The organism is Lentzea sp. NPDC037011 (genome assembly GCF_055607425.1).
The window spans coordinates 1-23339 of record NZ_JBVJRT010000021.1; the positions used below are offsets into that span (position 1 = coordinate 1).

The window sequence follows — 23339 nt, forward strand, 5'->3', positions numbered from 1 at the left end:
ACCGGCATCATCAAGCGGTTGCCGCACGGTGAGTTCATCGAGGTCCACCAGCCGCTGGGCCCGGTGGACGACCACGGTCACCCGATCCCCCTGGCTTATCAGGGTGCGTCGGTGCCGAAGAAGATGAACAAGCTGGGTTCGGCCGGGCATCCGGTCGCGGGCAGCACGTGGTCGCCGGACCCGGTCGAGGAGACCGTGGCACTGGAGAACGCACGCCGCAGGGCGCATGTCTCCGAAGGCATCAGCGCCGAGGACACCGCGGGCGAGCTGGCCGGCAAGCCCTCCGACCCCAAGGCCTGAGGAACGGGGTGCCGCGCCGGCGCGGCACCCCATCGGCCCGTCAGTCGCGCCGAGCCACGCGCAGCGCGAACGCCGCAGATCCCAGCAGTGCCAGCGCACCGAGGCCGACCAGCGGCAGCACGGAGTCCTCATCGGACTGCGGCCCGAAGCCACCCGCGAGGCCCTGGGCGGCGTAGGCGGACCCGCTCTGCTTGCCGCCGTACGCCTTCGCCACCGCCCGCTGGTACTCGGCGACCGTCAGCCGCTCCCCCGCACGACGACCGCTGCCACCGGCGTCGAGCACGGTCAGCCGCGTGCCCTTCTGCGCGTACCAGGCGTTGACCTGCGGTTCGTGCAGCAGGGTGGCACCGGCGGGCAGCTTCGCGGCCAGTGTGGACTCCTGGTCACCGGAGGCCAGGTTGGCCACGGACCACCGGCCGTCCGCGCCGCGCACGGTCTGGATGGTCGAGGTCTGACCGTCGCTCGACGACGCGGGCACCGCCACGTAGGCGAGCTTGCCCGGTTGCGCGTCCCTGGCACCGGAGACGAACTCCGGCGAGAGCGTGTACACCGGGACGACGCCGTCCCGCACGGCAACGGTCGCCGCGCCCTTGCCGCGCAGGTCACCGAGGAAGTCCGCGACGGCGTCCACGGTGGACTGCTCGGTGGCGGCCGCCCGTGCCGCCTGGAGGTCGGCGGCCGACACCGCCTCGTCCGCGTGGGCCGACGGTCCCGCGGCGAGCAGGACGACGACCGACAGCACCGCCGCGGCCGTGAGGTTGCGGGTGTTCATGGCCGTCCTCACCGGTTGATGCCCGTCAGCGTGTGCGTCCAGGTGAACGAGGTGTTCGAGCGGTAGCTGCTGTAGGTGGAGCGGTTGTAGCGGGTGTTGCTGCCCCACGGGTCGGCCCAGTTGACCCACTGGCGGTTGCTGCTGTCGACCTCGTAGCCGTAGACGGCGTGCATGTGGCCGCCGCCGGAGGACCACAGGATGCGGGTCTCGATCGGCTGCTCGCGGTCGATCTGGTCGCGGATGGACGCGAACGTGACGGTGCCCGACAGGTAGCTGCCCGGCGAGGAGTAGCCGAGGTCGTAGAACGCCTCGCGGACCTCGCCGAGGTCGCCCTGGTTGTTGCGGCAGCTCGTGCCCGACTCGTCGTGGGCGAGCTGGCAGAACCGCGTCTGGGTCACCGAGGTGCCGTGGTAGCGGGCGATGCTGGTGCCGGCGGCGGCCCAGCACCACTGGGTCTGCTCCTGGGCCTGCATGGTGAAGTTGAGACGGCCGAGGGCGGAGACGTCGGGCGCCGCGGTGGCGACGGGCTGCACGAGCAGCCATCCCGCCGCCACCGCCGCGACCGCGGCAAGAGCTCGTGGGCGCAGGGTGCTCACGGGCCCTCCTTTCGTGGACGTCGAGGGTGTTCCCCGGTGAGTTCCGGGCACAGCCGAACGATGGCCACGAGGCGGGGACGGGCACAAGATCGGTGCGCGGGCGGCGCGACCGTTCACAACGCGAACATCGGCTTCCGCCACGGCGGTGTGAATGTTTCCGCGAACCCGGTCAGCGCCACTCCAGGGCGATGCCGGCGACACCGCGGTGGACGACGGGGAAGAACGCGCTCGCGACCAGCGCGCGGTCGCAGATCAGGTCGGTGACCTCCACCGGCGGCTGGTGCTCGCGCGTGCCCAGCACCCGCGTGCACCTGCTCGGCAGCGCCTCCGCGGTCATCGCCACCTGCAGCAGGTACGGACCGGCGCCGTCGCGGAACATCCGCGTGTAACCGGGGCACGGCGTGCCCGACCGGTCGTTGACCGTGTAGCTGACGACGGCCGTCTCGCCCTCGTCGAGGCTGCGGTCGAACAGCAGCTCGAACACCATCGAGCGGTCGGCCCGGCGCACCCGCCCGATCCGGCACCCGTCCCCGGCGACGACGCTCGCCCGTTCGATGTCGCAGTCGTCGTCGCCGTGGTAGATGGCCAGGTACCGGGTCGGGCCCGGGTTGCCGGCGGTGAGCACGATCCGGGTCGTCACGTCCTGCTGCTCACCGCGGTCGCCCAGCACGACCCGTTCCTGGGTGAGCGCGACCTCCAGCCCCGCGTTGCACCGGGCCGGGTCGTCGAGCAGGCTCGCCAGCAGCTCGGTCGTGGTCGGCCCGAGCGGTGACAGCTCGATGAACGACGTCGTCGGCACCCGCACCGGGTGGTCCCGCGGGCCCACGAGGGTCGTCAGCGAGTCCGGGGCGAGGTCCAACACGGACTCCAGCCCCCTGATCAACGCGAACGCACGCGGCCCCTCCGGCCGGCGCATCCCGCGTTGCCAGTAGCTCAGGGTCGACTCGGCCACGGCCAGGTCCATCCGCGCCAGGTGCGCGCGCAACCGGGACAGCGACAGGCCGCGGCGGTCGATCGCCACCCGCAGCGCCCGGTGGAACGGCCCGTACCTCAGTGCGTCGCCGAGTTCGTCCACACCCATCAGAACCCCCGTTCCGATGCGGCCCCACCCGGCGTGGCAGCCGTGACCGGCCACCGTAGTGGGCGGGGACCGGCACGGGGAAGGGCAGGCGGTCCGATCAGGACCCGGCGTAGAGCAACCGGTTCGGCGAGCCGGTGCCGACGCCGGTCAGCACGCCCTTCGTCGACCGGTCGACGACCAGCCGCACGGCCTGCTCCAGGGTGAGGTCCGGGTCGGCCTCCTTGGCGATTGCGACCGCGCCCGCGGCCAGCGGAGCGGCGAACGACGTGCCGTACCAGCCGCTCAGCACGGCCGTGTCACCCGAGCTGCCGGCGCCGGTGACGTCGGCACCCGGCGCGAACGCCGTCACGCAGCTGCCGTAGCTGGACGCGTTGGTGCCGGTGTTGCGCGAGTCGGTCCGCGTGGTGGCGCCCATGGTGATCGCGCGCGGGTCCTTCGGCGAGTTCCGGCAGTCGCCCCTGGCGAAGTTGCCCGCGATCAGCACCACCAGCATCCCGTTGTCCACCAGCTTCCCCGCCGCGGCGTCGAGGACGGTGTCGGTGTTGCCGTGCGAGCTCTGCAGGCTGACGTTGACCACCGAGCCGCGCGGCGCGTTGAGCGCCGTCCAGTTCATCCCGTCGGCCATGTCCTCGGTCGTGCCGGAGTTGTCGCACCCGAGGACGCGGACCGCCTTGATGTTCGCCTTCTTGGCCACGCCGTACGTCCGGCCCGCGACGTGGCTCGCGACGAACGTGCCGTGGCCGGCGCAGTCGGTGTCGCCGTTGCCGTCCGCGACCGCGTTGTACGCGCTCTCCGCGCGTCCCTCGAACTCGGCGTGCGTGGTGCGCACCCCGCTGTCGACGACGTACACGTCGACGCCGGCTCCCGTGCCACCGGGGGCGAAGGTGCCGTCGAGGGGCAGGCCGCGCTGGTCGACGCGGTCGGTGTGCCACGGCACGGCGGCGGGAGCGGCCGCGGGGGCGGTCTCCACGCGGTGCACCCGGTTCTCCTGCACCAGCGCGACGGCCGGGTCCCGGCGCAGCCGGTCGACGTCCGCGGGCGTCAGATCGGCGGAGAACGCGCCGAGGGCGTCGAACCGCCTGTGGACCACTCCCCCGAGGACGGTCGCCGTGTGCACGACGCCGGGCAGCGCTGGCGCGTTCTTGAGCAGCACCACGTAGCGCGCGGTGTCCTCGTCCGCGACCGCGGTGCTCCCGAGCGCGCTGGTGACGCCCAGCAGACCCGCGAGTGCGGTGCGGGTGAGTCGCCTTCGCATGGTGACTCCGATCAGGACGGCAACAGGGGTGCCAGAACCGTAGGACCGGCCGCGCCGGCCCGCCGGGTCAGGCGCGGGACAGGCCCATCGCGTCCAGGTGGTCGTCCACGTCGACGCCGAGCTCCTCGGCCAGGTCGAAGAACTCCGCCGCCCGGCGCTCGTCCACGGGCAGGCCCCCGTCGCCGGTCAGGCACATGACGCCCGCGGTGTAAGCGCTCTTCCCGTGGCCCGCGTCGGCGGCCTTGCCGTACCAGTCGAGGGCCTTGGCGGGGTCGTGCTCGACGCCGCGGCCGGTCGCGTAGTAGTAGCCGAGGTTGCCCATGGCCCGCACGCTGCCCAGCTCGGCCGCGCGCACGGTCCACCGCATCGACTCGTCGTCGTCCGCCGGCACGCCCGTGCCCGTCGCGTGCAGCACGCTCAGCTCGAACGCCGCGTCACCGCTGCCGTGCTCGGCGGCCGCCCGGTGGAACGGCACGGCTGCCGCGGGGTCGGCCGGGTGACCGTAGCCGCGGAAGCGCAGGTAACCGGACAGCAGCAGGACGTCCGGGTCCGCCGGGTGCTCCGCCAGCAGCTCGTCGAGCCGCCGGGCCGCGTCCTGCTCGTGCTCAGCGCTGGTCGCGAAGTACGCGATCCGGACCCACCCGAGCGCACCGGCGAGCGAGCCCGCGCGGTCGGCCTCGCGGTACGCCTCGATCGACGCCGGGACGTCCTGTTCCGGGTACGGCGCCCACGGTGCCGCGCCGTGCGCGAGCAGCCGGCCGAGCTCGAGCCACGCCTCCACCACACCGGCGCGGCCCGCCCGCGTGAGTCCCGCCGTCAGCAGCCGCGGCGCGTCCGCGGGCAACAGTCCGATGAGGTGTTCGCTGCGCACGAAGCACTCCCGCACCTCGCACGCGGCGGCGTACAGGTCCGCGCCGCTCGCCTCCTGGTCGCGCAGCAGACCGGCCAGAACCTCGTAGGGGCTGTTCGTCATGCAGCGGACCTTACGGACCGGTCCGGGCGCGGGGTTGCACCTCAAGCCACTTGAGATCGCATAGTGATCGTCATGGACATGGACGAGCTGTACCCGATCGGTGACGTCGCACGGCGGACGGGCCTGAGCGTCAGCGCGGTCCGGTACTACGCGGACGCCGGTGTCGTCTCCCCCGCCGCGAGCACGCCGGCCGGGCACCGCCTGTACGACGTGTCGGCCATCGCCCGCCTCGAACTGGTCAGGACGCTGCGCGAGCTCGACGCGGGCCTCGACGAGATCCGCCGGGTGCTGGCCGGCGAGGCCACGTTGCGCGACCTGGCCGCCACCCACCTGACCCTGCTGGAGGGGCACGAGGCACGGCTGCGCAGCCGGCGCGCGGTGCTGTCGGCCATCCTGCGGCAGGACTCGACCGCGGAGCAGGCGACGTTGATGCACCGGCTGGTGGGGATGTCGGACGAGGAGCGCGACCGGCTCGTGGACGAGTTCTGGACCGAGGTCACCACGGGCTGGGAGGCACCGGAGCGCATGGTCGAGTGGTGGCGGGCGGCCCGGCCGGTGCTGCCCGACCACCCCACCGCGGCCCAGCTGGAGGCGTGGATCGAGCTGGCGGAGCTGGTGCGCGACGGTGACGTCCGGCAGGCCCTGCGCCGTGAGCTGCACGAGGTCTGCACCACCGGCGCGGGACCGGTGATGTCCTCGGCGCCGATGCTGGAGGCCTTCGAGGAGGCCACGCCGATCGGCCAGGCGGCGATGGACGCCGCACGGGAGGGCGTGCCACCGGACTCGCCGCGGGGGCTGGACGTCGCCGACCGCTGGATCGAGTGGCTGACCGGCGTCTTCGCGGTGGCGGACGTCCCCCGCACACCGGACACGCCGGAGTTCCGCCTCCAGACCGCCGACCACATGCTCGCGGGCGCGGAGTGGGAGCGCACCCCACCGGACCCGGAGGGGCCGTTCGACCGGTACATGGCGCTGGTCGGCACCGTGAACGGCACGGAACCCGAGCACTTCCCGTTCGAATGGCTGGCCGCGGCCCTGCGGGCCTCCGCAGCACCGCGCTGATCTCAGTCCATTGTGGACTGTACCGGGATGTCGCCCGTTCGAAGTGCTCGCCGTGTAACCGGCCGCCGCTGTGGGCATCCGGTCGGGGTGACCGAGCAACGTACCGCGCACGCCGATGCCAGCCGACGCCCCGACGAGGGCCGGGCCAAGCCGTACACGTCGGCGATCGCGACGGCGAACCTCGCCCACCAGGCCGCGGCCGGCACCCGCGGGGAGAGCCACGCCACCCCCGGCGAGACCACCGGTGAGGTGGCCATCGACACGTCGTTGAGCTGCGACAACCTGTCGGTGGTGCGGGAACGCATCGCCGAGGCGCTGGCCGCCCACGACGAGGACTTCGTGGTGGACGTGCAGCTGGTCGCCACCGAGCTGGCGGCCAACGCGTGCGACCACGCCGACGACCCCCGCCGGCTGGTGCTGCGCAGGGAGGAACACCCCGAGCGCGGCGCGGAGCTCGTCGTCGAGGCCTGCGACGCCACGGTCAGCCGCACGCCGGTGGTCGGCATGTCCAGCATCGGCCCGTACCGCGGGCACGGCATGCAGATCGTCGAGCGGCTCTGCACCGACTGGGGTGTGCGCGTCGAGGACGACCTCAAGATCGTCTGGGCGCGCCTCCCCATCCCGGCCTGAGCGCTCCCCCTGCCGTCCGGGCTGCTGGAGCCGTTGCAGCTCTTGCACTTCAGCGCGGCATCGCCGGCCGCGGAACACCGGGTGCCGCCGTGTGAGGGGACGGTGGCGGCACCCGGTGCCGGATCAGCGGTTGGTGCTGATCGTCTTCTGGATCCAGCCCGCGTACGCGGTCGCGTTGGTGTACAGGCCAGGACCGTTGGCGCAGGGCACGTCCTCGTCACCGGGTCCGGAGGTGACGCCGATCAGCTCCCACCGCCCCCACTTGCCGCGCTGCACCTGCGGCCCGCCGGAGTCGCCGGAGCACGCCATGGCACCCGGTTTGCGGCTGACCGTGCACAGCCGGGTCCGGTCCGCGAAGCCGGGCGCGCACTCGGACTCGGCACCACGACGGGTGTCGAGCTGCTGCAACCGTTCAGCGAACTTCCACTCCGCCGGACCGGCTCCCTCGACCGTGGTGCCGAACCCCAGCAGCCGGGTCGGAGTGCCGGGCGCACCGGCGCGGTCGGCGATCCGGATCGGCTGCTGGGTCACGGGCCGGTCGAGGCGGATCAGCGCGATGTCGTTGCGGTTGGGCCGCATGCCCGGCGCCACCTCGTAACCGGGGTGGCGCACCACGCGCTCGATGTTCCGGACGGTGCCCCCGGACGTCCGCCGCTCGCCGCCGACGCGCACGGTCCCGTCCAGCACCGCACCGGTGTCCTGGTCGACGCAGTGCGCCGCCGTCACCACCCACCGCGGGTGGACCAGCGAAGCCCCGCAGACCCCCTTGATGTTGCCCGCACTGGGCACCGACAACGGGATCGAGGCCATGAACGGGTACCTCTCGGTGGAGTCCTTCCCGTTGATGATCGCGCCGGCGGTGCCGGTCATCGCCGTTGCGGCGAACGCACCCATCAGCACGACCCCGGCCACCCGGACCGCTCCACGGCGCACGGACTTCAGTCTCGACATGCTCTTCCTTCATCCGAGTAACGCGAACAAGGACAATCCTGTCCGTTCACAGTGGACTCGAACCATGCAGACAGCCTGATCGTTCGTGGTGGAGCCTGCTCCACCGGCTCCGATCGCCGCACTGCCCCACCCCATCGGACTGAACCTGCCGCAGCAACGCCCTGAGGCCCGCTCGGTGGTGTTCACCCCGTGCTCGCGGTGGGACCCTGCTGGGAGGGAAAACGTCAGGGGGAGGGATGCGATCGTGATCCGTCGCATGCTGCTGGTCGCCGCTACCGCGCTCGGTGTCGTGCTGGTGCCCACCGGACAGGCGCAGGCGATTCCGATGTGCAAGAGCGGGTACGCCTGCCTCTACCAGTACTGGGCCGACAGCGAGCACACCGTGTTCAACGGGTTCCGGTCGATCGACTGCCAGGGTCGCGTGGACAGTTCGGGCAAGCTGTCCGGGTACCTGCAGTTCACGCAGGCGCGGTGCAACGACGTGTGATCTGACTGTCGGCCGCATCTTCTTGAGGAAGGACCCGCGCGGAGTCCGGGTGGCGTCCCAATGCCCGACGACCAAGCCCGATCAGCTCTTGAGGTGAGCCGACCGCCGGCGCCCCGTGCCACGATGCCAGAAAGGGAACGGGGCACACGTGGCGAAGTTGGACGAGGTCGCCGCCGAGTTGGATCGGGTGGTGAGCAAGGCCGACGAGGTGACCGCGGCTTTGGTGCAGGCGAGCCAGCTCGCTCACGGGGCGGCGGAGTCGCTGACGGAGGTCATGCAAGGCGGTGCCCGTTCACGGCAACTTCGACGTGGTTCAAAGCAGCTCGGACGCGCAGGGCGAGCATCAAGCGATCGCTGAGCACCTGCGAGCCGAGGGTTCCCACCGACTGGCCTGGATAGGGTCGCCACCGGCGAGCACGTCGACCTTTCCACGGCAGGAGCTCAAGGTGAGGCACGCTCTCAACTTCTGGTACTTCACCGACACGAACGACGCGGACGATCCCGTCACCGTGGAGTCGAGCGCTGATCTCGAACGCGTCTTGGACGAGGTGATCGCGCACAGGCAGTTCCACCCGACGGTGGTCTGCGTGAAGGACCGTCCCACGCTCGGCGGTCCCCTGGACCTGCCGGACCACCAGCTCAAGTTCGACCTCGACGTGCCCCATCGCATCGCAGCGATCCACACGATGGGAACGACCGACTTCCTGCCGACCGACAACCGAGCACACGAGCTCCCCCGGCGGTACGACACCGCTGGCGGAACAGCTGAAGGTGTGATGCGAGCCTGGGTGACGAAGGGCTCGTACGCACGGGCTGCCCGTTCGGTGAACGATCACGAACCCGAGCTGTTCGTGGACTTCGACACCCGAACGCGGTTCCCGGCCGACGCTGCCATCGCGTGGGAGCAGTTGCGCGAGGCACTGGAGGAGCTCGCTGAAACCGGCATGCGCCCCACCTGTGTGCAGTGGCAGGAGTCGGACGTCTTCTGAACGACGACCACTGATCTCCGGCCCGGATGGCCTGGGGGCCACAATGCGGGCGCCTTCGCGTTCAAGATCGCCCGGTTCAGCGGGTCATCGGCAGGTGACGCGGAGCCTTCCGCGCGAGTCGGCTGTTCGTACGCATGCCCGAGCAGCTGAGCGTCGGTGAAGCGCGTCCCCAGAGCCGAGATTCGAGGCCATCCACCGCGTCAGCCACCGGGACGGAGGTGGACCCGGCTCCACCTCCGCGGTGACGTGCGGGGCCGGGTCACTCGGCCGGCTGGCTCGGCTGCGGTTCCTTGCGCACCATCTTCAGGGCCTCCTCCGTCGACTGGGCCATCGGCAGCACCTGGCTCAGCGCGCTGGCCATCAGCGGACGCTGTGCCGCTGCCTGCGCGGCCACGATCGCGAAGCCCACCCCGTCGCTCTGCGCCCGTGCGTGCAGCTTGAGCAGCACCGACAGCGCGGACGAGCCCATGAAGTCGACGGCCAGCTCCACCACCATGCCGGCCGGGCGCTTGTCCAGGTGCTCGAACAGCTCCGCGCCCACCTCGTCGACGCTGACCATGTCGAGCTCGCCGGTGATGACAGCGACGAGCACACCGTCGTGGTCGCTGGTCTTCATGCTGGCCGTCGACGTCGTCTCGTCCGATGTCACTGAACACCTCACCTGGTCATTCGCAGTCGTTCCGTTCCGCCGATCTTACGAAGCGCGGCGTCGCCCTGCGAGCTGGGCGATTCTCACCGACCATGACTACGGCAGTGGGCGGACCGAGGAGGTGGCCGGGTGGGAAGCGCCGCACCCGCGGGCGAGCCGCTGGAAGTCATCCGCCCGATGCTGGCCACACCGGGTGACCCGCCCGGCAGCGAGGGCTGGGCCGTCGAGTTCAAGTGGGACGGTTACCGGGGTGTCGCGCACTGCCAGGGCCGTGACGTGCGGGTCTACAGCCGCAACGACCTGGACTTCATCGGCCGGTTCCCCGAGCTGACCGTCCTGCCCGATCTCCTTCAGCACCGGACGGCCGTGCTCGACGGCGAGATCGTGGCGCTGGACGACGAGGGGCGGCCCAGCTTCGGGCTGCTCCAGCAGCGGGACAAGGTCGCGCCCGGCGTCCGTGAGCTGCGGCACACCCGGCCGCGGATCGCCTACTTCGTGTTCGACCTGCTCCAGCTGGACGGCCGGTCGCTGCTGGCCACGCCCTACCACGTGCGGCGGGCGAAGCTGACCGAACTGGCCCTGCCCGGCAACCACGCCGTCCAGGTGCCGCCGACGTTCATGGACACCGAGCCGGCGGACGTGCTGCACGTGGCGAGCCAGTACGGGTTCGAGGGGATCGTCTCCAAGCGCGTCAAGTCCACCTACGAGCCCGGTCGCCGGTCCCCCTCCTGGGTGAAAACGCCGTTCCGCCACACCCGGGAGGTCGTGATCGGCGGCTGGCGGGTGGGTCAGGGCAACCGCGCGGGCCGGATCGGGTCGCTGTTGCTCGGCGCCCACGACGAGCGCGGTGACCTGGTGTACGTGGGGCACGTGGGCACGGGCTTCAGCCAGGCGGTCCTCGCCGACCTGCAGCGCGAGCTGGAACGACGGGAACGGTCCACCAGCCCGTTCCCGGCCGGGGTGCCGCGCGAGCACGCCCGCGACGCCCGCTGGGTCGAACCGGACCTGGTCGGCGAGGTGGAGTTCCGGCAGTGGACACCGGACGGCCGCCTGCGGCACCCGGCGTGGCGCGGGCTGCGCCCCGACCGGGACCCGTCCAGCGTGGTGCTCACGTCCGAGGAGTGAGCACCGGCACCGATGTGACAACCCGGGTTTTGCGCCGACTGCGCGGAGGTACGCCTCCCGTCGGGCGCACCGGGCCTGATCGGACCGGACCAGCCCCTCGACCGCGGTAGCGGTGGGTGGGAGCTGCGCTGCGCGACACCGCGCAGATGCTCCGAACGGTCGTGCTGGGCCGGGTGATCGGGGGGATGATGGACGTTCCGAGGCTGAGCGGGTCGAGACGCCGGACGAGCGTCCCCTGTCACGAGGACGTGAGGCACGTGGGGCACAGCGAGCAGACCGACGACGGCCCGAGATCCTCCGAGATGCCGCTCACCGGTCAACGAGGTGAGCTGGCGTCCGCCCGGCGCTGGACGCGTGCCGTGCTGCGCGACGTCACCGAGGACGAGCTGGGGGACATCGAGCTGATCGTCACCGAGCTGGTGGCCAACGCCTTCGACCACGGGCGCATCCCCTACGTGCTGCGCCTGCACCGCTCGGAGGAACCCTGCCTCGTGCGCGTCGAGGTCGACGACGCCTCCCCCGAGCTCCCCGTGCTCGGCACCTCGCGGCTGGGTGGTGACAGGGGCCGGGGCATGGTCATCGTGAACCGGCTGGCCAAGGACTGGGGCGTCACCTCGGGCGAGCACGGCAAAACGGTGTGGGCGGACATCACCTGCGAGCCGCCGTTCCGCTCCGCCTGAGCCGGCACGCGTCAGGCGCGGTGCAGCGGCTCGGGGAACACCGGGTGCAGCTCCAGCACCTGGTCCAGCCGGGTGATCTTGATCGGGCGCAGCACGGCCGAGTGGTCGGCGACCACCACGAGCCGGACGCCCATGTCCTCCGCCCGCTGGTTGTTCTCCACCAGGACCCGCAGGCCCGCTGAGCCCATGTAGCCCACGCCGCGCAGGTCGAGCAGGACAGCGGGCGAACCCGATTCGAGCTGAGCGCCGATGCGCGCGCTGAGCGAGTGCTCGTTGCTGAGGTCGATCTCGCCGCGGAGCACGAGGACGGGAACGCCGTCACGGGTGTGCGCCTCGACTGTGAGGGGCGCGGCATCGTCGTGGGACGGAGCAACCATGGGTGTGCTCTTCCTGCTGGCCAATGCTGTGCGGCCCCGGCTGCCTGTTTCAGTCCGAACCACTACCCGAAGAGCAGGCACATTGTGTGTGTAAATCCCACAGTAGGCGCATACCCGGTTACCCACAACTGAAACAGGCGGACCTGCGAGATCACGCGTCGCTCCGGCGGCGGTTAGCCGGGCGTGGCGCGGGAAGACCACCACTGACCGGCACGCCTGGCCGGTCGAGGTGTTCGCGACCGACGAAGGGCGGGGCCCGTGGCCTTCACCGGACCAGCCGACCAGCACACCGGGAAGCGCTCACGGCCGTGGCTGCGCATGTTCGCGGTCGGGCTGGCCCTGTGGGTGGCGACCGTGGTGATCACGCTCGGCACCCGCAACACCAACCTGATCCCCACGATCGTGCTGCTGGGCAGCTTCCTGGTACCGGCCACGTTCGTCTCGTGGGCCTTCGGGCACCGGCACTCCGGCGAGGTCACCGGTGAGCTGGTGTTCCGCACGTTCGCGGTCGGCGGTGTCCTCGGCGTGCTGGGCGCCTCGCTGCTGGAGAGCTACCTGCTGCACCCGTCGCCGTGGCTGTTCGCCGGTGTGGGCCTGATCGAGGAGGCGGTGAAGCTGGGTGCGCTCGCCCTGCTGACCCGGCACCTGCGGGAGAAGTCGGTGCGCGACGGGCTGGTGCTGGGCGCGAGCGTCGGGTTCGGGTTCGCCGCCTTCGAGTCGGCCGGGTACGCGTTGACGGCGTTGTTCACCCAGAACGGCCTGTCGGTGCTGGACCTCGTCACCACCGAGCTGCTGCGCGGCCTGCTCGCCCCGTTCGGGCACGGGCTGTGGACCGCGATCCTCGGTGCCGTGCTGTTCTCCCGCAGCACCCGCGACCACTTCCTGCTGACCGGGCGCCTGCTCGCCGCGTACCTGGGCGTGTCGTTGCTGCACGCCCTGTGGGACTCGATGAACACCATCGCCGTGCTGATCACGCTGGTGCTGACCGACCAGCGGGTGCTGGCGGAGGGGTACCTGCCGCAGCCGACGCCCGCGCAGGTGCAGCTGTTCACCGTGGTCACGTGGACCGGGTTGGCGGTCATCTCCGCGATCGGGTTGCTGTGGCTGGGTCTGCTGGTGCGCGCGTCGCGCCGGCAGGTCGCGCCCGTGGTCGTGCGGGGTTACCCCATGGCCACCGACGCCCGGTGGTGGCCGACCGGCCGGTCACCGCGCTGAGCGAAGGTCCACCGTGGAGGGAGGTGGTGCACCGTGCAGATCCGGGTCACCGGAACGGCTGCGGCGCAGACCTTCGTGGAGGTCGCGGGGCAGCTCGACTCGGCCGGGTCGGCGGCGCTGCTCGCGAAGCTGGACCGGTTGATCGACGAGGGGCGGCACCACCTGGTCGTGAACGTCGCCGCGGTCACCTACTGCGACTCCAGCGGCCTGAGCGCCCTGGTCCGCAGCAGGGCCAGGGCCGTCGAGATGACCGGTTCGCTGCGGCTGGTCTCGGCGAGCCCGCCGGTGCAACGGCTCCTGCGCCTCACCGGCCTCACCCGGATGTTCGAGCACTGAGCACCGCCGTCACGGCACCGTCGGCAGCAGCCCCGGTGCCCGGCGGGCCTTCGCCGCCTGCTCGAACGCCGCCGCGAACCGCAGCACCGCGTCGTCCGCCCCGCTGCCGCCGGTGAACGACACCCCGATCGGCAACGGGCCCGCGAACCCGGCGGGGACGGAGATGTTCGGGTACCCCGCCACGGCCGCGGGCAACGCGGTCCGCAGGCCGCCGGGGTCGCTGCCGCACGGCTTCCACGCGGGGCCGTTGGTGGGTGCCATGACCACGTCCAGGCGTTCTGCGGTGAGCACCTCGTCGATGGACCGGCGGGCCCACTCCGTCGCGGCGCGCCGCTGGTCGAGGTAGGACGGGTCGGTGAGCGAGCGGGTCTTCTCCGCCTCGTGGAAGATCTCCTGCCCGAACCCGGACAGCTCGACGGGATCGGTCTCGTTGAACTCGATCAGCTCGTGCACCGTGCGCGGCGCACCGGGCCTGGTCCGCAGGTACCGCTCCAGGTCGTGCTTGAACTCGACGACCATCGCGGGACGGTCGGCGCCCTGGATGCGGTCCTGGTGGAGCAGGTCGACCTCGACGACGGTGGCACCGCCGCGGCGCAGCACGCCGGCCGCGGCGGTCACGACCCGGTCCACGTCGGCGTCGAAGCCGGTCCTGCGCCACACGCCGACCCGAGCGCCGCGCAGGGTGCCCGGGGTGAGGTCGGCGGTCGTGCCCGCCATGGCCGCCATCAGGATCGCGGCGTCCACGACGTGCCGCGCCATCGGGCCCGCCGTGTCCCTGCGGGCGGTGATCGGCACGATGCCCGCGGTGCTGACCCGGCCCGGAGTGGGCTTGAACCCCACGACACCGGCGTGACCGGCCGGGGACACGATCGAGCCGTTGGTCTCGGTGCCGACCGCGACCTGCGCCAGCGAGGCCGCCACCGCGACGGCCGAGCCGGACGACGAGCCGCACGGGGTGCGGTCCAGCACGTGCGGGTTGGCGGTCTGCCCGCCGACCCCCGACCAGCCGGACGTGGCCCACGGGGAGCGGAAGTTGCCCCACTCCGTCATGTTCGTCTTGCCCAGCACGACCGCGCCCGCCGCCCGCAGCCGCACGACGACCTCGGCGTCGGCGGCGGGTGGCACGCGCAGGGCCCGCGAGCCGGCCGTGGTCGCCAGGCCGCTGGTGTCGATGTTGTCCTTGAGCAGCACGGGGATGCCGTCCAGCAGCCCGCGCGAGCGACCGGCCGTTCGCCTGCGGTCGCTCTCCTCCGCCTGCCGCACCGCCGTGGGGTCGACCGCGAGCACCGAGCGCAGGAGCCGGTCCACGTCGGCGATGCGGCTCAGGTAGGCGCGGGTCAGGGCGGCGGAGGTGAGCTCTCCGGTCGCCATCCTGCGTGCGAGCAGCGGGATGGTCGCCTGGTCGAGGTCGGCGGCCGGGAGTTCCATGGGTCCATTGCCGACCCCACCGCCTGCCCGCGTCAACCTGCCAACGGGCGACGGGCTCGTGCTCTTGCTCACACGCGAGCCGTGCCACAGCCGGATCATGATCAGCGGCATTCGGGGTATCCGGCAGACACCTTGTCAGCGGAACACCCGAGGAGTGGCCATGTGCGGAATCGCCGGTGAGATCATCACGGACGAGTCGGGCCGGCCGGACCTCGGCGCGGTGGAGCGCATGACGCGGGCCATGTGGTCGCGCGGGCCGGACGGTGCCGGGCAGTGGTCGGAGGGCAGGGTCGCGCTCGGGCACCGCAGGCTGTCCATCATCGACCTGTCCGACCTCGGCGCGCAGCCCATGGTGGACGACGAGCTCGGGCTCGCCGTGGCGTTCAACGGGTGCGTCTACAACTACGAGCAGCTGCGCGAGGAGCTGTCCGGCCGGTACCGCTTCACCTCCACCAGCGACACCGAGGTGATCCTCAAGGCCTACCACCACTGGGGCGAGGAGTTCGTCGACCACCTGGTCGGCATGTTCGCCATCGCGCTGTTCGACCGCCGCCGCGACCGGGTGCTGCTGGTCAGGGACCGGCTCGGCATCAAGCCGCTCTACGTCTCCGAGACGCGCGGGCGGACCCGGTTCGCCTCCAGCCTGCCCGCGCTGCTCGCCGGCGGCGGGGTCGACACCGAGCTGGACCCTGTCGGCCTGCACCACTACCTGACGTGGCACTCGATCGTGCCCGCGCCCCGCACCGTCCTGCGCGGGGTGCGCAAGCTGCCGCCCGCCACGATCCGCGTGTTCGAACGCGGGCAGCAACCGCGCGACCGCGTCTACTGGCAGCCGTCGTACACGCGGCGCCCCGAGCACGCGGACTGGACGGCCCAGGACTGGCGGCAGGCGGTGCGCGAGGCGCTGCAGGTCGCGGTGCGCCGCCGCACGGTGTCCGACGTGGAGGTCGGCGTCCTGCTCTCCGGCGGTCTCGACTCCAGCCTGCTGGTCGCCCTGCTCGCCGCGGAGGAGCAGCGGCCGAGCACGTTCAGCATCGGGTTCACCAGCCGCGGTGACGTGGAGGGCGACGAGTTCGCCTACTCCGACGCCATCGCGCAGAAGTTCGGCACCGACCACCACCAGCTCCGCGTCGGCGACGAGCAGATCGCCGCGGCGGTGCGGGACGCCGTCGGGTCGATGAGCGAGCCGATGGGCAGCCACGACGTCACCGCGTTCTACCTGGTCTGCCGCGAGGTGTCGCAGCACGTCAAGGTCGTGCAGTGCGGTCAGGGCGCCGACGAGGTGTTCGCCGGCTACCGCTACCACCAGCCTGCGGCCGGTGCTCCCCGGCGGCAGGCGGCGGACGTCCTGCGCGAGGCGTTCCACGACCTCGAGCACGACGAGCTCGCGGACGTCCTGGAACGGCAGTGGCTCCTGGGCCGTGACGTCAGCGGCGACCTGGCCGCAGCCCACCTCGCCGACCCCGGCGCGGACACCGCCCTGGACGCGGTGCTGCGGACGGACACGCACCTGCTGATGCCCGACGACCCGGTCAAGCGCGTGGACAACATGGCGATGGCGTGGGGCGTCGAGGCGCGGGTGCCGTTCCTCGACCAGGACCTGGTGGAGCTGGTCGCCGCGTGCCCGCCCGAGCTGAAGTCCGACCAGGACGGCAAGGGCATCCTCAAGGACATCGGCCGCGACCTGCTGCCGCACGACGTGGTCGACCGGAAGAAGGGCTACTTCCCGGTGCCGGCCCTCATCCAGCTCGACGGTGAGGTCCTCGACCTGTTGCGCTCGACCATGACCTCCCCCGCCGCACGCGGACGCGGTGTGCTGCGCCGCGAGTACGTGGACGGCCTGCTCGCCGACCCGAACGGGCAGGCCACCAAGGCCGGCGGGAACGAGCTGTGGCACCTCGGCGTGCTGGAGATGTGGTTGCAGCAGCACGGCATCGGGTGATCAGCCCGACGGCCGCGGTGACGTCTCCCCGCGCAACGGCAGCCGGGAGGGAGCTGCCCGACCCCGTCGACCCCGAGCTCAGGTCCTCCCGGGTCGTTGCCCGCAGGCCGTGGCCAGGGCGGAGGCGTTCGTCGTGAGACCGACGTCTCGCCCGCAACACCGTCTCGGCCGGGCCGGAGCCCCGCGCTGGTCAGGTGGCCGTTCTAGAGTGGGCGGATGAAGGTTCTGTCCATCCAGTCGGTCGTCGCCCACGGCCACGTCGGCAACTCCGCCGCCGTGTTCCCGCTGCAGCGCCTCGGGGTCGAGGTCGTCCCGATCCCCACGGTGAACTTCTCCAACCACACCGGGTACGGCGCGTGGCGCGGTCCGCTCCTGCCGCCGTCGGACGTGGCCGAGATCCTCCTCGGCGTGGAGGAACGCGGGGTGTTCGGGCAGGTCGACGCCGTGCTGTCCGGCTACCAGGGCGGCACGGGCATCGCCGACGTGATCATCGACGCGGTGCGCAGGGTGAAGGCGGCGAACCCGGCGGCGCTCTACGCGTGCGACCCGGTGATGGGCAACGCCAAGTCCGGGTGCTTCGTCGCGCCCGAGATCCCCGTGCTGCTGCGCGACCGGGTCGTGCCGGTGGCCGACATCATCACCCCGAACCAGTTCGAGCTGGGCTTCCTCACCGGCACCGAGCCGGCGAGCGTCGAGGAGACGCTGGCGTCGGCCGACCTCGCCCGCGCGATGGGCCCGTCGACCGTGCTGGTCACCAGCGTCGAGCGGCCCGACCGGGAGGAGGGCACGATCGAGATGCTCGTCGTGGACAGCGCCGGGTCGTGGCTCGTGAGCACCCCGCACCTGCCGTTCAAGGCCAACGGGTCCGGTGACGTCACAGCCGCGCTGTTCACCGCCCACTACGTCCAGACCAAGGACGCGGCGCTGGCGCTGGAACGCACCGCGTCGAGCGTCTTCGACCTGATCGACCTGACCTACCGCTCCGGTGAGCGCGAGCTGCGCCTGGTGCAGGCCCAGGAGTTCTACGCGACGCCGCGGATGCAGTTCAAGGCCGAGCAGGTGCGCTGAGCCCGGCGTCCCGGGCGGTCAACTGCGTCGCGACCGCCCGGCGGAGTTGCAAGACTGTTCCGATGGTCGACCAACCACCACGGCAGCACTCCGCGCGCTACTACGTGATCGTCGGTCTGCTGCTCGTGATCGCGAACGTGATCGGCTTCGTGTTCATCGAGGAAGCCTCCTGGGCGTTGATCCTGGCCGGCTGCTTCACCGGCGGGTTCGTCGCGGAGGGCATCGCGGACCTGGTCCGGCACAAGCGGTCCCGGCGCTGACCACGGCCGGGCTGGTCAGGGAAGTTCGGGTTCCTGCACGGCGACGATGTTGGCGATGTCCAGGACCGAGATGGTGCGGTCGGGCCGCAGGACCGGCACCCACACGTGTGAGGTCTGCGGATCCACCACGTGCGGTCCGACCACCACACCCCGCAGGTAGACGGTCGGGTGCAGCACGTCGGGGTTGAGGTAGGTGACGACCGCTCCGCGGCCTGGGCAGGACTTCGTCGCCATGGCGACTCCCGTGGGGTGAACGCACGCCTCGGTCGAGGCGGTCTCGATGTCGCCGGCTGCTCGACGTCCCGCACGGATAACCCGTGCCAGGACAGCGAAACCACCTGTCCGGCGGGCGTGGCGGTGAGGGCGGACAACGCGCCGGGAGGGCCTCTGCCGGTCGAGCAGCGAGCCGACGCCCCGAGGTGACCGCTGCGCGGCGGCAGTCGTGGTGGACCACCACAGCGTGCTGCGGCCGTTGCGGTTCAGCCAGGTGTACGGCGTGCTCACGACGTGCTCGCCCCTGGACCAGGCCGTGCGGCCGGCCGTCACCTGAGCACAGCGGTCGAGACCGGCGCCGTCAGTGTGCGAGGTCGGTCCGCTCGGCCACCGCCGCCGTGCGCAGCGCCTCGACCGCGTGCGGAACGGACTCGTGCACGAGCAGGACGCTGTCCATGCCGGCGACCAGCAGAGAACGCCGCGCCGAGTGCGCCGCCGCGACGACCGCGAACCCGACGCCGGCCTGCTGCGCCCGGCGGCTGGCCTCACCGAGCGTCGACAGCCCCGTCGACGCGAGGAAGCCCACCGCCAGCCACACCACGATCCCGACCGGGTGGGTGTTGAGCTGCTCTTCGAGCGCGGTGCGCACCTGACCGGCGTTGGTGATGTCGATGTCGCCGTTGAGCGCCACGACCAGCACGCCGTCGTGGTCGACGGTCTCGATGGTGAGGTCTGAGATCCCGTCGCGTCGAGCGTGCGTCACCGTGCACCGCCGGCCATGCTGGACCACCCTTCCCCGGACGGGCTGTCGACCTCGTCACCGGGACCCAGGTTCGCACTGATCAGCGGTTCGCGCTGGCCCGGCCCACCGCAGGTACACGATGGTGGAGGGCAGGTGTCCGCGGTGTTCAGGCCGCCCGGTTCGCCCGTCCCGGTGACCGAAATCGGACTTCCCACCGATCTGGTGGATGCTCGCGGTGTGCGGCAACACGAACCCCGCTGTGACCTGTGCGATGACACGGGCACGATCACCTGGCAGCAACCGGTGCCCGGTGAGGACGGCGCGTTCGTGCTGACGGAGATGAACCACCCGTGCGTCAACGGCTGCTCGGGCTGGCGCCGGCTCCCCGCCGCCGAGAGCGGCACCGTGGTCGATCCGGACGGCGGCGGGCCGGCCGCCGGGAACGTCGCCGACGCCAACCGCACCCACCGCACGGAATGGTTCCGGCCCACGTCCTCGGGCGACGACGACCCGCCCTGACCGCCGATCCCCTCGCTCACATCGCCAGGTCGGCGACCTCCGACCGGACCGCCAGGTGGACGAACTGGTCCCGGTGGCCCAGCCCTTTGCTGCGGTGGGCCGGGCACCACGACGGTGTGCAACTGCTCGGCCCTGGCCGGTCAGCCGATCTCAGCGGCTCCCACCGACTGCGTGAAGTTCCCGGTCAACGGTGCTCCGGCGACGAGGCGCGGCCCGAGGACGAAGCTCATCGGATCGGTCGGGATCACCGAGCGGTCCGTGATCCTCATCAGGTGCCGTCCGTCGAAGAGCAGGTCGACGTACGACGAGGTGTACCGCAACGTCGCGATGTGGTACTTGCCGTCGTAGAGGTCGACGCCGGTGTCGACCTTGAGGGAGACGGCCTTGCCGCGCTTGGCGCTTTCGAAGCGCAGCTGGGTGTTCGTGTAGCTCTGGTCGGTCGTGTAGCCGAAGTTGATCTCGTTGAACTGGCTCCCGTCCGCGGCGGGACCGTTGTCCCACAACGCGGCGCCCCACCAGACCTGCTGCCGGGGGCGGTGGCTGAGCGCGAACCGGGTCGTGAACTCGCCCGAGGTGAAGCGCTGCGGCCGGTACCGGACCTTGGACCAGGAGCCGGCGGTGCGAGGCGGGGCGCCGGCCTTCAGCTCGAACCTGGCCACACCGTCGGTGACGGTCGGGCAGCTGTGCTCGCACTGCCAGATCGCCGGGTCGAGCGAGTCGAAGTTCTCGACGTACCCCGCTCGCGCGTCGACCGGGGACGGCGCTGCGGCTGCCGACCCCGTCCCGAGCACGAGGCTCATCGCCGCCGCGGTGAGCGCTTTCCAACGCTTGTTCGCCATGGAGTCTCCTCTACCGCCATCGCAGCACAGGTGTCGCGGAACCGGTCGACCTGTTCACGAACGGCCACCGGATTCGGCACGACCGGCCACCTGAGGAGCACCGCCGGGGTTGCCCGAACCGTCACGGTCATCGGTCCGAAGGTGACGCGGCACGGGTCAGGACTTCACCGCCGGTTCATCGCGTGTTGTGATGCACGCCGTCGGCGGCACTGACCGTTCCCCCTCCAGTCGAGCAGTCGGGATCCACCATGCCCATCACCGAGCACCGTTCCCGGCCTCCACTCGGCAACTTCGCCAAGACCCTGCGCATCGCCGTTCGGTGCGTTGACGCGGACCTGCGGCTCACGAACGACCACCGGGCTGCCCCGTCGAGCGCCGAGCTCCTCAAGCAGGTGGAGTCGCCGCTGGTGTTCGCCCGGCTGTTCGCGGTCGTCACCGCGGCGGCAGCGGGAGGTTCTCCGCACAAGGCCATGCCGGTGTCGGTCATGTCGTCGTTGTGGTGGGCCGGTGCGGAAACGCGCACGGGCGCGGCGGCGACCCGGTTGCCGTTGTCCTACCTGCGTTCTCTCGACATCACCGAGGAACTTCGCCGGACGTGGACCGCCGACCTCGAAGAGGCGGCGGCCGATCCCGGTTCGACGTCCAGTGCCCGGAGCAACGCGTACGCGCGCGACGCGGTGATGGCGGTGCGGACCTGCGCGGCCGCGGACAGGCCGCGGTGGCGCGAGTTCGGGAGGCTGTACGGGCTGCTGGCCGATCAGGCCGCCGCGAACTCCGCGGGAGACGACCGCACACCACCGCTGTTGCTCGCCAACGCCTGCAAGATCGCGAGCACGCACCTCAGACAGCACATGATCCGGCTCGGCGAGGAGGCCGGCGGCAACGCCCACGCCAGGATGGTGCTGCGGGACCTCTCCAGCACCCCCGGTGCCGTGCGGCTGTACGCCCGCGAGGTCCGCGACCTGCACTCGCTGGCCGTGACCACCCTGACGGACCTGTGCGAGCCGAACCCGTACCGCTCGTTCCTGCGTTCCCGGCTGGACGGGCTGGTGCAGCACTCGCTCGTGCACCCGCGCGAGATGGTGGGCTCGCCCGTGCCACAACGCCCGGTCGCACCCTAGGGCCTGTGTCGAGGTCCCGTTCGATGAGAGTCGCGCCTGAGGTGGTTCCTGGCGGTGCGGGCGACCAGCCCGCATACCGGTGTTGTACGTGGGCTGGTCGCCCGTGCCCCCAGGGGCCGCCTCAGGCCCGGCTGTCGCGAACACGGACCTCGACACAGGCCCTGGTTCCCGTGCGGGACTGACGGACGCCGGCCGTCAACGTCGAACCGGAGAGGTGTGCCCGTTCGCTTGGGCGGGCTTCCCGATCGGACGCGGGCGGCGACATCGCCGGCCGGTTCCCCGACAAAGCGTCCCGCCAGGCGAAACGCGGCTCGCATTCGCGGGCTTCCGCGCTGCACAGTGTCGAAGCGCTGCGGCGACCCGATCTCCACGAGCGCGGTGAACTGCCGCTGTCCCGTTCAGCAACTCGTCCGAACGCCGTTGGAGGTCCGCTGTGTTCGCAGGCTATCGCAGCGCCTTCGCCAGACGAGGGGCCGTGTCCTTCTGCATCGCGGGCGTGCTGTCGCGTCTGTTCGTCGGGATCTACCCGCTCGGCCTGCTCCTCCTGCTGGCCTTGCCCACCGGTCAGTACGGGAAAGCCGCGTTGGTGAGCGGCTGCTGGACGATCGGCAACGCGCTCGGCAGTCCCGTCGCCGGAATCGTCGCGGACCGCTTCGGGCAGCGCAGAACGCTGCTGCTGTCCATCTTCGCGCATTTCGCGCTCGCCACGATGATGCTCGGATCGGTCGCGCTGGACGCGCCGCTTCCGGCCACGCTGCTCCTGGCTCTTCTCCTGGGCGTCTCAGCGGTCAACACCGGGCCGATGACGCGGGCGCGCTGGGCGACGATGTGGCCGGACGGCAGCACCGAGAGATCCGCCGCCTACTCGGTCGAAACGGTTCTGGACGAGGTCGTCTTCGCGATCGGTCCTTTGCTGACAGCGGCTCTCGCGATCCAGGTCTCGCCGTACCTGGCCGTCGCCTCGGCCGTTCTCCTCACCGCCTGCGGCGCGACCTGGCTGCTCTTCCAGCGGCACACCGAGCCGCCCAGGCAGCCTCCCGCCGCTCGCGTGCACCGGCGCCTCGCCGCACGGTATCCGGGCATGCCGCTGCTGCTCGTTCTGCTCCTGGCGCTGGGAGCCACCTGCGGCGCGGCGGAGGTGCTGCTCGTCGCGCGTTCCGCTGAACTCGGTCAGCCGGGTGGCGCCGGCCTCGTCCTCACCTGCTTCGCAGTGGGCAGCGGAGTCTCGGCCGTTCTGTACGGCTCACGGACGCGGAGCGGGCCGACGTCGCTGCGGCTCGCCTTGAGCGCCTCGGCGTTCGGCCTGCTCCCCGCCCTCTACCTGACCGCGGACAGCCTGCTCGTCCTCATGGCCTGCTCCGCGGTCAACGGTCTCAGCATGGCGCCGACCATCATCAACGCCTTCCACCTGCTCGACGAGCTCGTTCCGGTGGCGATCCAGACCGAGGGGATGAACTGGGTGTGGTCCAGTCTCTCGCTCGGTTTCGGTGCGGGCACCGCCACCGTCGGCAGGATCGCGGACGAACTGGGCGCCCGGTCGACCTTCTCCCTCCCGGTCGTCTGCGCGTTGTCCGCTGCCGCAGCCGCACATCTGCTGCATTCGCGGTTGAAGCTCCGAACGAAGACAGAAGTACCAAACACTTCACGATGAAGGACCACTCACATGGTGAACGATGTTCTTGAGCAGATCGAGGGTTCACGTGTGCAACTCGGGGCCCAGACTGCGGAA

General features: G+C 71.4%; 26 protein-coding genes and 1 pseudogene. 15 read left to right on the forward strand and 12 right to left on the reverse strand.

The window, feature by feature from the left end:
- A pseudogene (locus ACZ7CH_RS38550) lies at positions 1-300 on the forward strand (cytochrome bc1 complex cytochrome b subunit); the annotation flags it as partial.
- Positions 301-340: 40 nt separating this feature from the next.
- On the opposite strand, the gene ACZ7CH_RS38555 reads toward ACZ7CH_RS38550, so the two are convergent.
- From ACZ7CH_RS38555 to ACZ7CH_RS38575, 5 genes are all read right to left on the reverse strand, one after another.
- Positions 341-1072 carry a hypothetical protein gene (locus ACZ7CH_RS38555; RefSeq protein ID WP_470376206.1) on the reverse strand — a complete coding sequence of 244 codons (732 nt, stop codon included), beginning with the start codon at positions 1070-1072 and terminating at the stop codon, positions 341-343.
- 8 nt (positions 1073-1080) lie between these two features.
- On the reverse strand, positions 1081-1668 hold the full coding sequence (locus ACZ7CH_RS38560) for a papain-like cysteine protease family protein (protein WP_360399921.1): 588 nt from the start codon (positions 1666-1668) through the stop codon (positions 1081-1083).
- 169 nt (positions 1669-1837) lie between these two features.
- Positions 1838-2749 (reverse strand): hypothetical protein, encoded by a 912-nt coding sequence (locus ACZ7CH_RS38565; protein WP_360399924.1) that lies wholly within the window; start codon positions 2747-2749, stop codon positions 1838-1840.
- A 97-nt stretch (positions 2750-2846) separates the two neighbouring features.
- Positions 2847-4004 carry a S8 family peptidase gene (locus ACZ7CH_RS38570; protein ID WP_470376207.1) on the reverse strand — a complete coding sequence of 386 codons (1158 nt, stop codon included), beginning with the start codon at positions 4002-4004 and terminating at the stop codon, positions 2847-2849.
- Positions 4005-4071: 67 nt separating this feature from the next.
- Positions 4072-4977: a tetratricopeptide repeat protein gene (locus ACZ7CH_RS38575; protein ID WP_458432942.1), complete on the reverse strand. Its 906-nt coding sequence runs from the start codon at positions 4975-4977 to the stop codon at positions 4072-4074.
- Positions 4978-5049: 72 nt separating this feature from the next.
- On the opposite strand from ACZ7CH_RS38575, the gene ACZ7CH_RS38580 reads away from it, so the two are divergent.
- Both ACZ7CH_RS38580 and ACZ7CH_RS38585 read left to right on the forward strand, forming a co-directional pair.
- Positions 5050-6039 (forward strand): MerR family transcriptional regulator, encoded by a 990-nt coding sequence (locus tag ACZ7CH_RS38580; protein ID WP_470376208.1) that lies wholly within the window; start codon positions 5050-5052, stop codon positions 6037-6039.
- A gap of 87 nt (positions 6040-6126) precedes the next feature.
- Positions 6127-6669 carry an ATP-binding protein gene (locus tag ACZ7CH_RS38585; RefSeq protein WP_458432946.1) on the forward strand — a complete coding sequence of 181 codons (543 nt, stop codon included), beginning with the start codon at positions 6127-6129 and terminating at the stop codon, positions 6667-6669.
- A 123-nt stretch (positions 6670-6792) separates the two neighbouring features.
- Here the strand turns inward: ACZ7CH_RS38585 and ACZ7CH_RS38590 are convergent, their stop codons facing one another.
- Entirely contained in the window at positions 6793-7620 is an 828-nt protein-coding gene (locus tag ACZ7CH_RS38590; RefSeq protein WP_470376209.1) for a S1 family peptidase, read from the reverse strand.
- Between the two features lie 244 nt (positions 7621-7864).
- Here ACZ7CH_RS38590 and ACZ7CH_RS38595 point away from each other — a divergent pair, with 244 nt between their 5' ends.
- Together ACZ7CH_RS38595 and ACZ7CH_RS38600 are read left to right on the forward strand one after the other, a co-directional pair.
- The gene (locus ACZ7CH_RS38595) at positions 7865-8107 is read left to right on the forward strand and encodes a DUF6289 family protein (protein WP_360399942.1); all 243 of its coding nucleotides are present in this window, start codon (positions 7865-7867) and stop codon (positions 8105-8107) included.
- A gap of 446 nt (positions 8108-8553) precedes the next feature.
- Positions 8554-9096 (forward strand): Imm1 family immunity protein, encoded by a 543-nt coding sequence (locus ACZ7CH_RS38600; RefSeq protein WP_360399945.1) that lies wholly within the window; start codon positions 8554-8556, stop codon positions 9094-9096.
- A 259-nt stretch (positions 9097-9355) separates the two neighbouring features.
- Here ACZ7CH_RS38600 and ACZ7CH_RS38605 read toward each other — a convergent pair whose 3' ends face one another.
- The gene (locus ACZ7CH_RS38605; RefSeq protein WP_360399948.1) at positions 9356-9745 is read right to left on the reverse strand and encodes an STAS domain-containing protein; all 390 of its coding nucleotides are present in this window, start codon (positions 9743-9745) and stop codon (positions 9356-9358) included.
- Positions 9746-9874: 129 nt separating this feature from the next.
- Here ACZ7CH_RS38605 and ligD point away from each other — a divergent pair, with 129 nt between their 5' ends.
- Both ligD and ACZ7CH_RS38615 read left to right on the forward strand, forming a co-directional pair.
- The gene (gene ligD, locus ACZ7CH_RS38610; protein WP_470376210.1) at positions 9875-10870 is read left to right on the forward strand and encodes a non-homologous end-joining DNA ligase; all 996 of its coding nucleotides are present in this window, start codon (positions 9875-9877) and stop codon (positions 10868-10870) included.
- 257 nt (positions 10871-11127) lie between these two features.
- On the forward strand, positions 11128-11550 hold the full coding sequence (locus ACZ7CH_RS38615) for an ATP-binding protein (protein ID WP_470372089.1): 423 nt from the start codon (positions 11128-11130) through the stop codon (positions 11548-11550).
- An 11-nt stretch (positions 11551-11561) separates the two neighbouring features.
- Here ACZ7CH_RS38615 and ACZ7CH_RS38620 read toward each other — a convergent pair whose 3' ends face one another.
- Positions 11562-11927, reverse strand: a complete 366-nt coding sequence (locus tag ACZ7CH_RS38620; RefSeq protein WP_360399957.1) for an STAS domain-containing protein — start codon at positions 11925-11927, stop codon at positions 11562-11564.
- A gap of 258 nt (positions 11928-12185) precedes the next feature.
- On the opposite strand from ACZ7CH_RS38620, the gene ACZ7CH_RS38625 reads away from it, so the two are divergent.
- Together ACZ7CH_RS38625 and ACZ7CH_RS38630 are read left to right on the forward strand one after the other, a co-directional pair.
- The gene (locus tag ACZ7CH_RS38625; protein WP_470372088.1) at positions 12186-13142 is read left to right on the forward strand and encodes a PrsW family intramembrane metalloprotease; all 957 of its coding nucleotides are present in this window, start codon (positions 12186-12188) and stop codon (positions 13140-13142) included.
- A 33-nt stretch (positions 13143-13175) separates the two neighbouring features.
- Positions 13176-13478, forward strand: a complete 303-nt coding sequence (locus ACZ7CH_RS38630; RefSeq protein ID WP_360399963.1) for an STAS domain-containing protein — start codon at positions 13176-13178, stop codon at positions 13476-13478.
- A 9-nt stretch (positions 13479-13487) separates the two neighbouring features.
- Here ACZ7CH_RS38630 and ACZ7CH_RS38635 read toward each other — a convergent pair whose 3' ends face one another.
- Entirely contained in the window at positions 13488-14906 is a 1419-nt protein-coding gene (locus ACZ7CH_RS38635) for an amidase family protein (protein ID WP_470376211.1), read from the reverse strand.
- A 160-nt stretch (positions 14907-15066) separates the two neighbouring features.
- Between ACZ7CH_RS38635 and ACZ7CH_RS38640 the strand changes: the two genes are divergently transcribed.
- From ACZ7CH_RS38640 to ACZ7CH_RS38650, 3 genes are all read left to right on the forward strand, one after another.
- A complete protein-coding gene (locus ACZ7CH_RS38640; RefSeq protein WP_470376212.1) occupies positions 15067-16848 on the forward strand; it encodes an N-acetylglutaminylglutamine amidotransferase in 1782 nt (593 codons plus the stop codon).
- Positions 16849-17064: 216 nt separating this feature from the next.
- The gene (gene pdxY, locus ACZ7CH_RS38645; protein ID WP_360399972.1) at positions 17065-17916 is read left to right on the forward strand and encodes a pyridoxal kinase PdxY; all 852 of its coding nucleotides are present in this window, start codon (positions 17065-17067) and stop codon (positions 17914-17916) included.
- Between the two features lie 62 nt (positions 17917-17978).
- On the forward strand, positions 17979-18176 hold the full coding sequence (locus tag ACZ7CH_RS38650) for a hypothetical protein (RefSeq protein WP_458432959.1): 198 nt from the start codon (positions 17979-17981) through the stop codon (positions 18174-18176).
- A 15-nt stretch (positions 18177-18191) separates the two neighbouring features.
- Here ACZ7CH_RS38650 and ACZ7CH_RS38655 read toward each other — a convergent pair whose 3' ends face one another.
- Together ACZ7CH_RS38655 and ACZ7CH_RS38660 are read right to left on the reverse strand one after the other, a co-directional pair.
- On the reverse strand, positions 18192-18410 hold the full coding sequence (locus ACZ7CH_RS38655; RefSeq protein ID WP_360399978.1) for a hypothetical protein: 219 nt from the start codon (positions 18408-18410) through the stop codon (positions 18192-18194).
- A gap of 340 nt (positions 18411-18750) precedes the next feature.
- Positions 18751-19152: an STAS domain-containing protein gene (locus ACZ7CH_RS38660; protein ID WP_470372086.1), complete on the reverse strand. Its 402-nt coding sequence runs from the start codon at positions 19150-19152 to the stop codon at positions 18751-18753.
- 216 nt (positions 19153-19368) lie between these two features.
- On the opposite strand from ACZ7CH_RS38660, the gene ACZ7CH_RS38665 reads away from it, so the two are divergent.
- Entirely contained in the window at positions 19369-19650 is a 282-nt protein-coding gene (locus ACZ7CH_RS38665) for a hypothetical protein (RefSeq protein WP_458432961.1), read from the forward strand.
- 140 nt (positions 19651-19790) lie between these two features.
- On the opposite strand, the gene ACZ7CH_RS38670 is transcribed toward ACZ7CH_RS38665, so the two are convergent.
- The gene (locus tag ACZ7CH_RS38670) at positions 19791-20489 is read right to left on the reverse strand and encodes a LamG domain-containing protein (protein WP_360399986.1); all 699 of its coding nucleotides are present in this window, start codon (positions 20487-20489) and stop codon (positions 19791-19793) included.
- Positions 20490-20737: 248 nt separating this feature from the next.
- On the opposite strand from ACZ7CH_RS38670, the gene ACZ7CH_RS38675 reads away from it, so the two are divergent.
- Positions 20738-21610: a hypothetical protein gene (locus ACZ7CH_RS38675; protein ID WP_470376213.1), complete on the forward strand. Its 873-nt coding sequence runs from the start codon at positions 20738-20740 to the stop codon at positions 21608-21610.
- A 475-nt stretch (positions 21611-22085) separates the two neighbouring features.
- Entirely contained in the window at positions 22086-23261 is a 1176-nt protein-coding gene (locus ACZ7CH_RS38680; RefSeq protein ID WP_470376214.1) for an MFS transporter, read from the forward strand.
- Positions 23262-23339 lie beyond the last annotated feature (78 nt).

Bases quoted from the DNA above. Each gene is read 5' to 3' on its own strand.
- ACZ7CH_RS38555 (WP_470376206.1), bottom strand. From the start codon at position 1,072: ATGAACACCCGCAACCTCACGGCCGCGGCGGTGCTGTCGGTCGTCGTC.
- ACZ7CH_RS38565 (WP_360399924.1), bottom strand. From the start codon at position 2,749: ATGGGTGTGGACGAACTCGGCGACGCACTGAGGTACGGGCCGTTCCAC.
- ACZ7CH_RS38570 (WP_470376207.1), bottom strand. From the start codon at position 4,004: ATGCGAAGGCGACTCACCCGCACCGCACTCGCGGGTCTGCTGGGCGTC.
- ACZ7CH_RS38575 (WP_458432942.1), bottom strand. From the start codon at position 4,977: ATGACGAACAGCCCCTACGAGGTTCTGGCCGGTCTGCTGCGCGACCAG.
- ACZ7CH_RS38580 (WP_470376208.1), top strand. From the start codon at position 5,050: ATGGACATGGACGAGCTGTACCCGATCGGTGACGTCGCACGGCGGACG.
- ACZ7CH_RS38590 (WP_470376209.1), bottom strand. From the start codon at position 7,620: ATGTCGAGACTGAAGTCCGTGCGCCGTGGAGCGGTCCGGGTGGCCGGG.
- ACZ7CH_RS38620 (WP_360399957.1), bottom strand. From the start codon at position 11,927: ATGGTTGCTCCGTCCCACGACGATGCCGCGCCCCTCACAGTCGAGGCG.
- ACZ7CH_RS38635 (WP_470376211.1), bottom strand. From the start codon at position 14,906: ATGGAACTCCCGGCCGCCGACCTCGACCAGGCGACCATCCCGCTGCTC.
- ACZ7CH_RS38640 (WP_470376212.1), top strand. From the start codon at position 15,067: ATGTGCGGAATCGCCGGTGAGATCATCACGGACGAGTCGGGCCGGCCG.
- pdxY (WP_360399972.1), top strand. From the start codon at position 17,065: ATGAAGGTTCTGTCCATCCAGTCGGTCGTCGCCCACGGCCACGTCGGC.
- ACZ7CH_RS38650 (WP_458432959.1), top strand. From the start codon at position 17,979: ATGGTCGACCAACCACCACGGCAGCACTCCGCGCGCTACTACGTGATC.
- ACZ7CH_RS38655 (WP_360399978.1), bottom strand. From the start codon at position 18,410: ATGGCGACGAAGTCCTGCCCAGGCCGCGGAGCGGTCGTCACCTACCTC.
- ACZ7CH_RS38670 (WP_360399986.1), bottom strand. From the start codon at position 20,489: ATGGCGAACAAGCGTTGGAAAGCGCTCACCGCGGCGGCGATGAGCCTC.
- ACZ7CH_RS38675 (WP_470376213.1), top strand. From the start codon at position 20,738: ATGCCCATCACCGAGCACCGTTCCCGGCCTCCACTCGGCAACTTCGCC.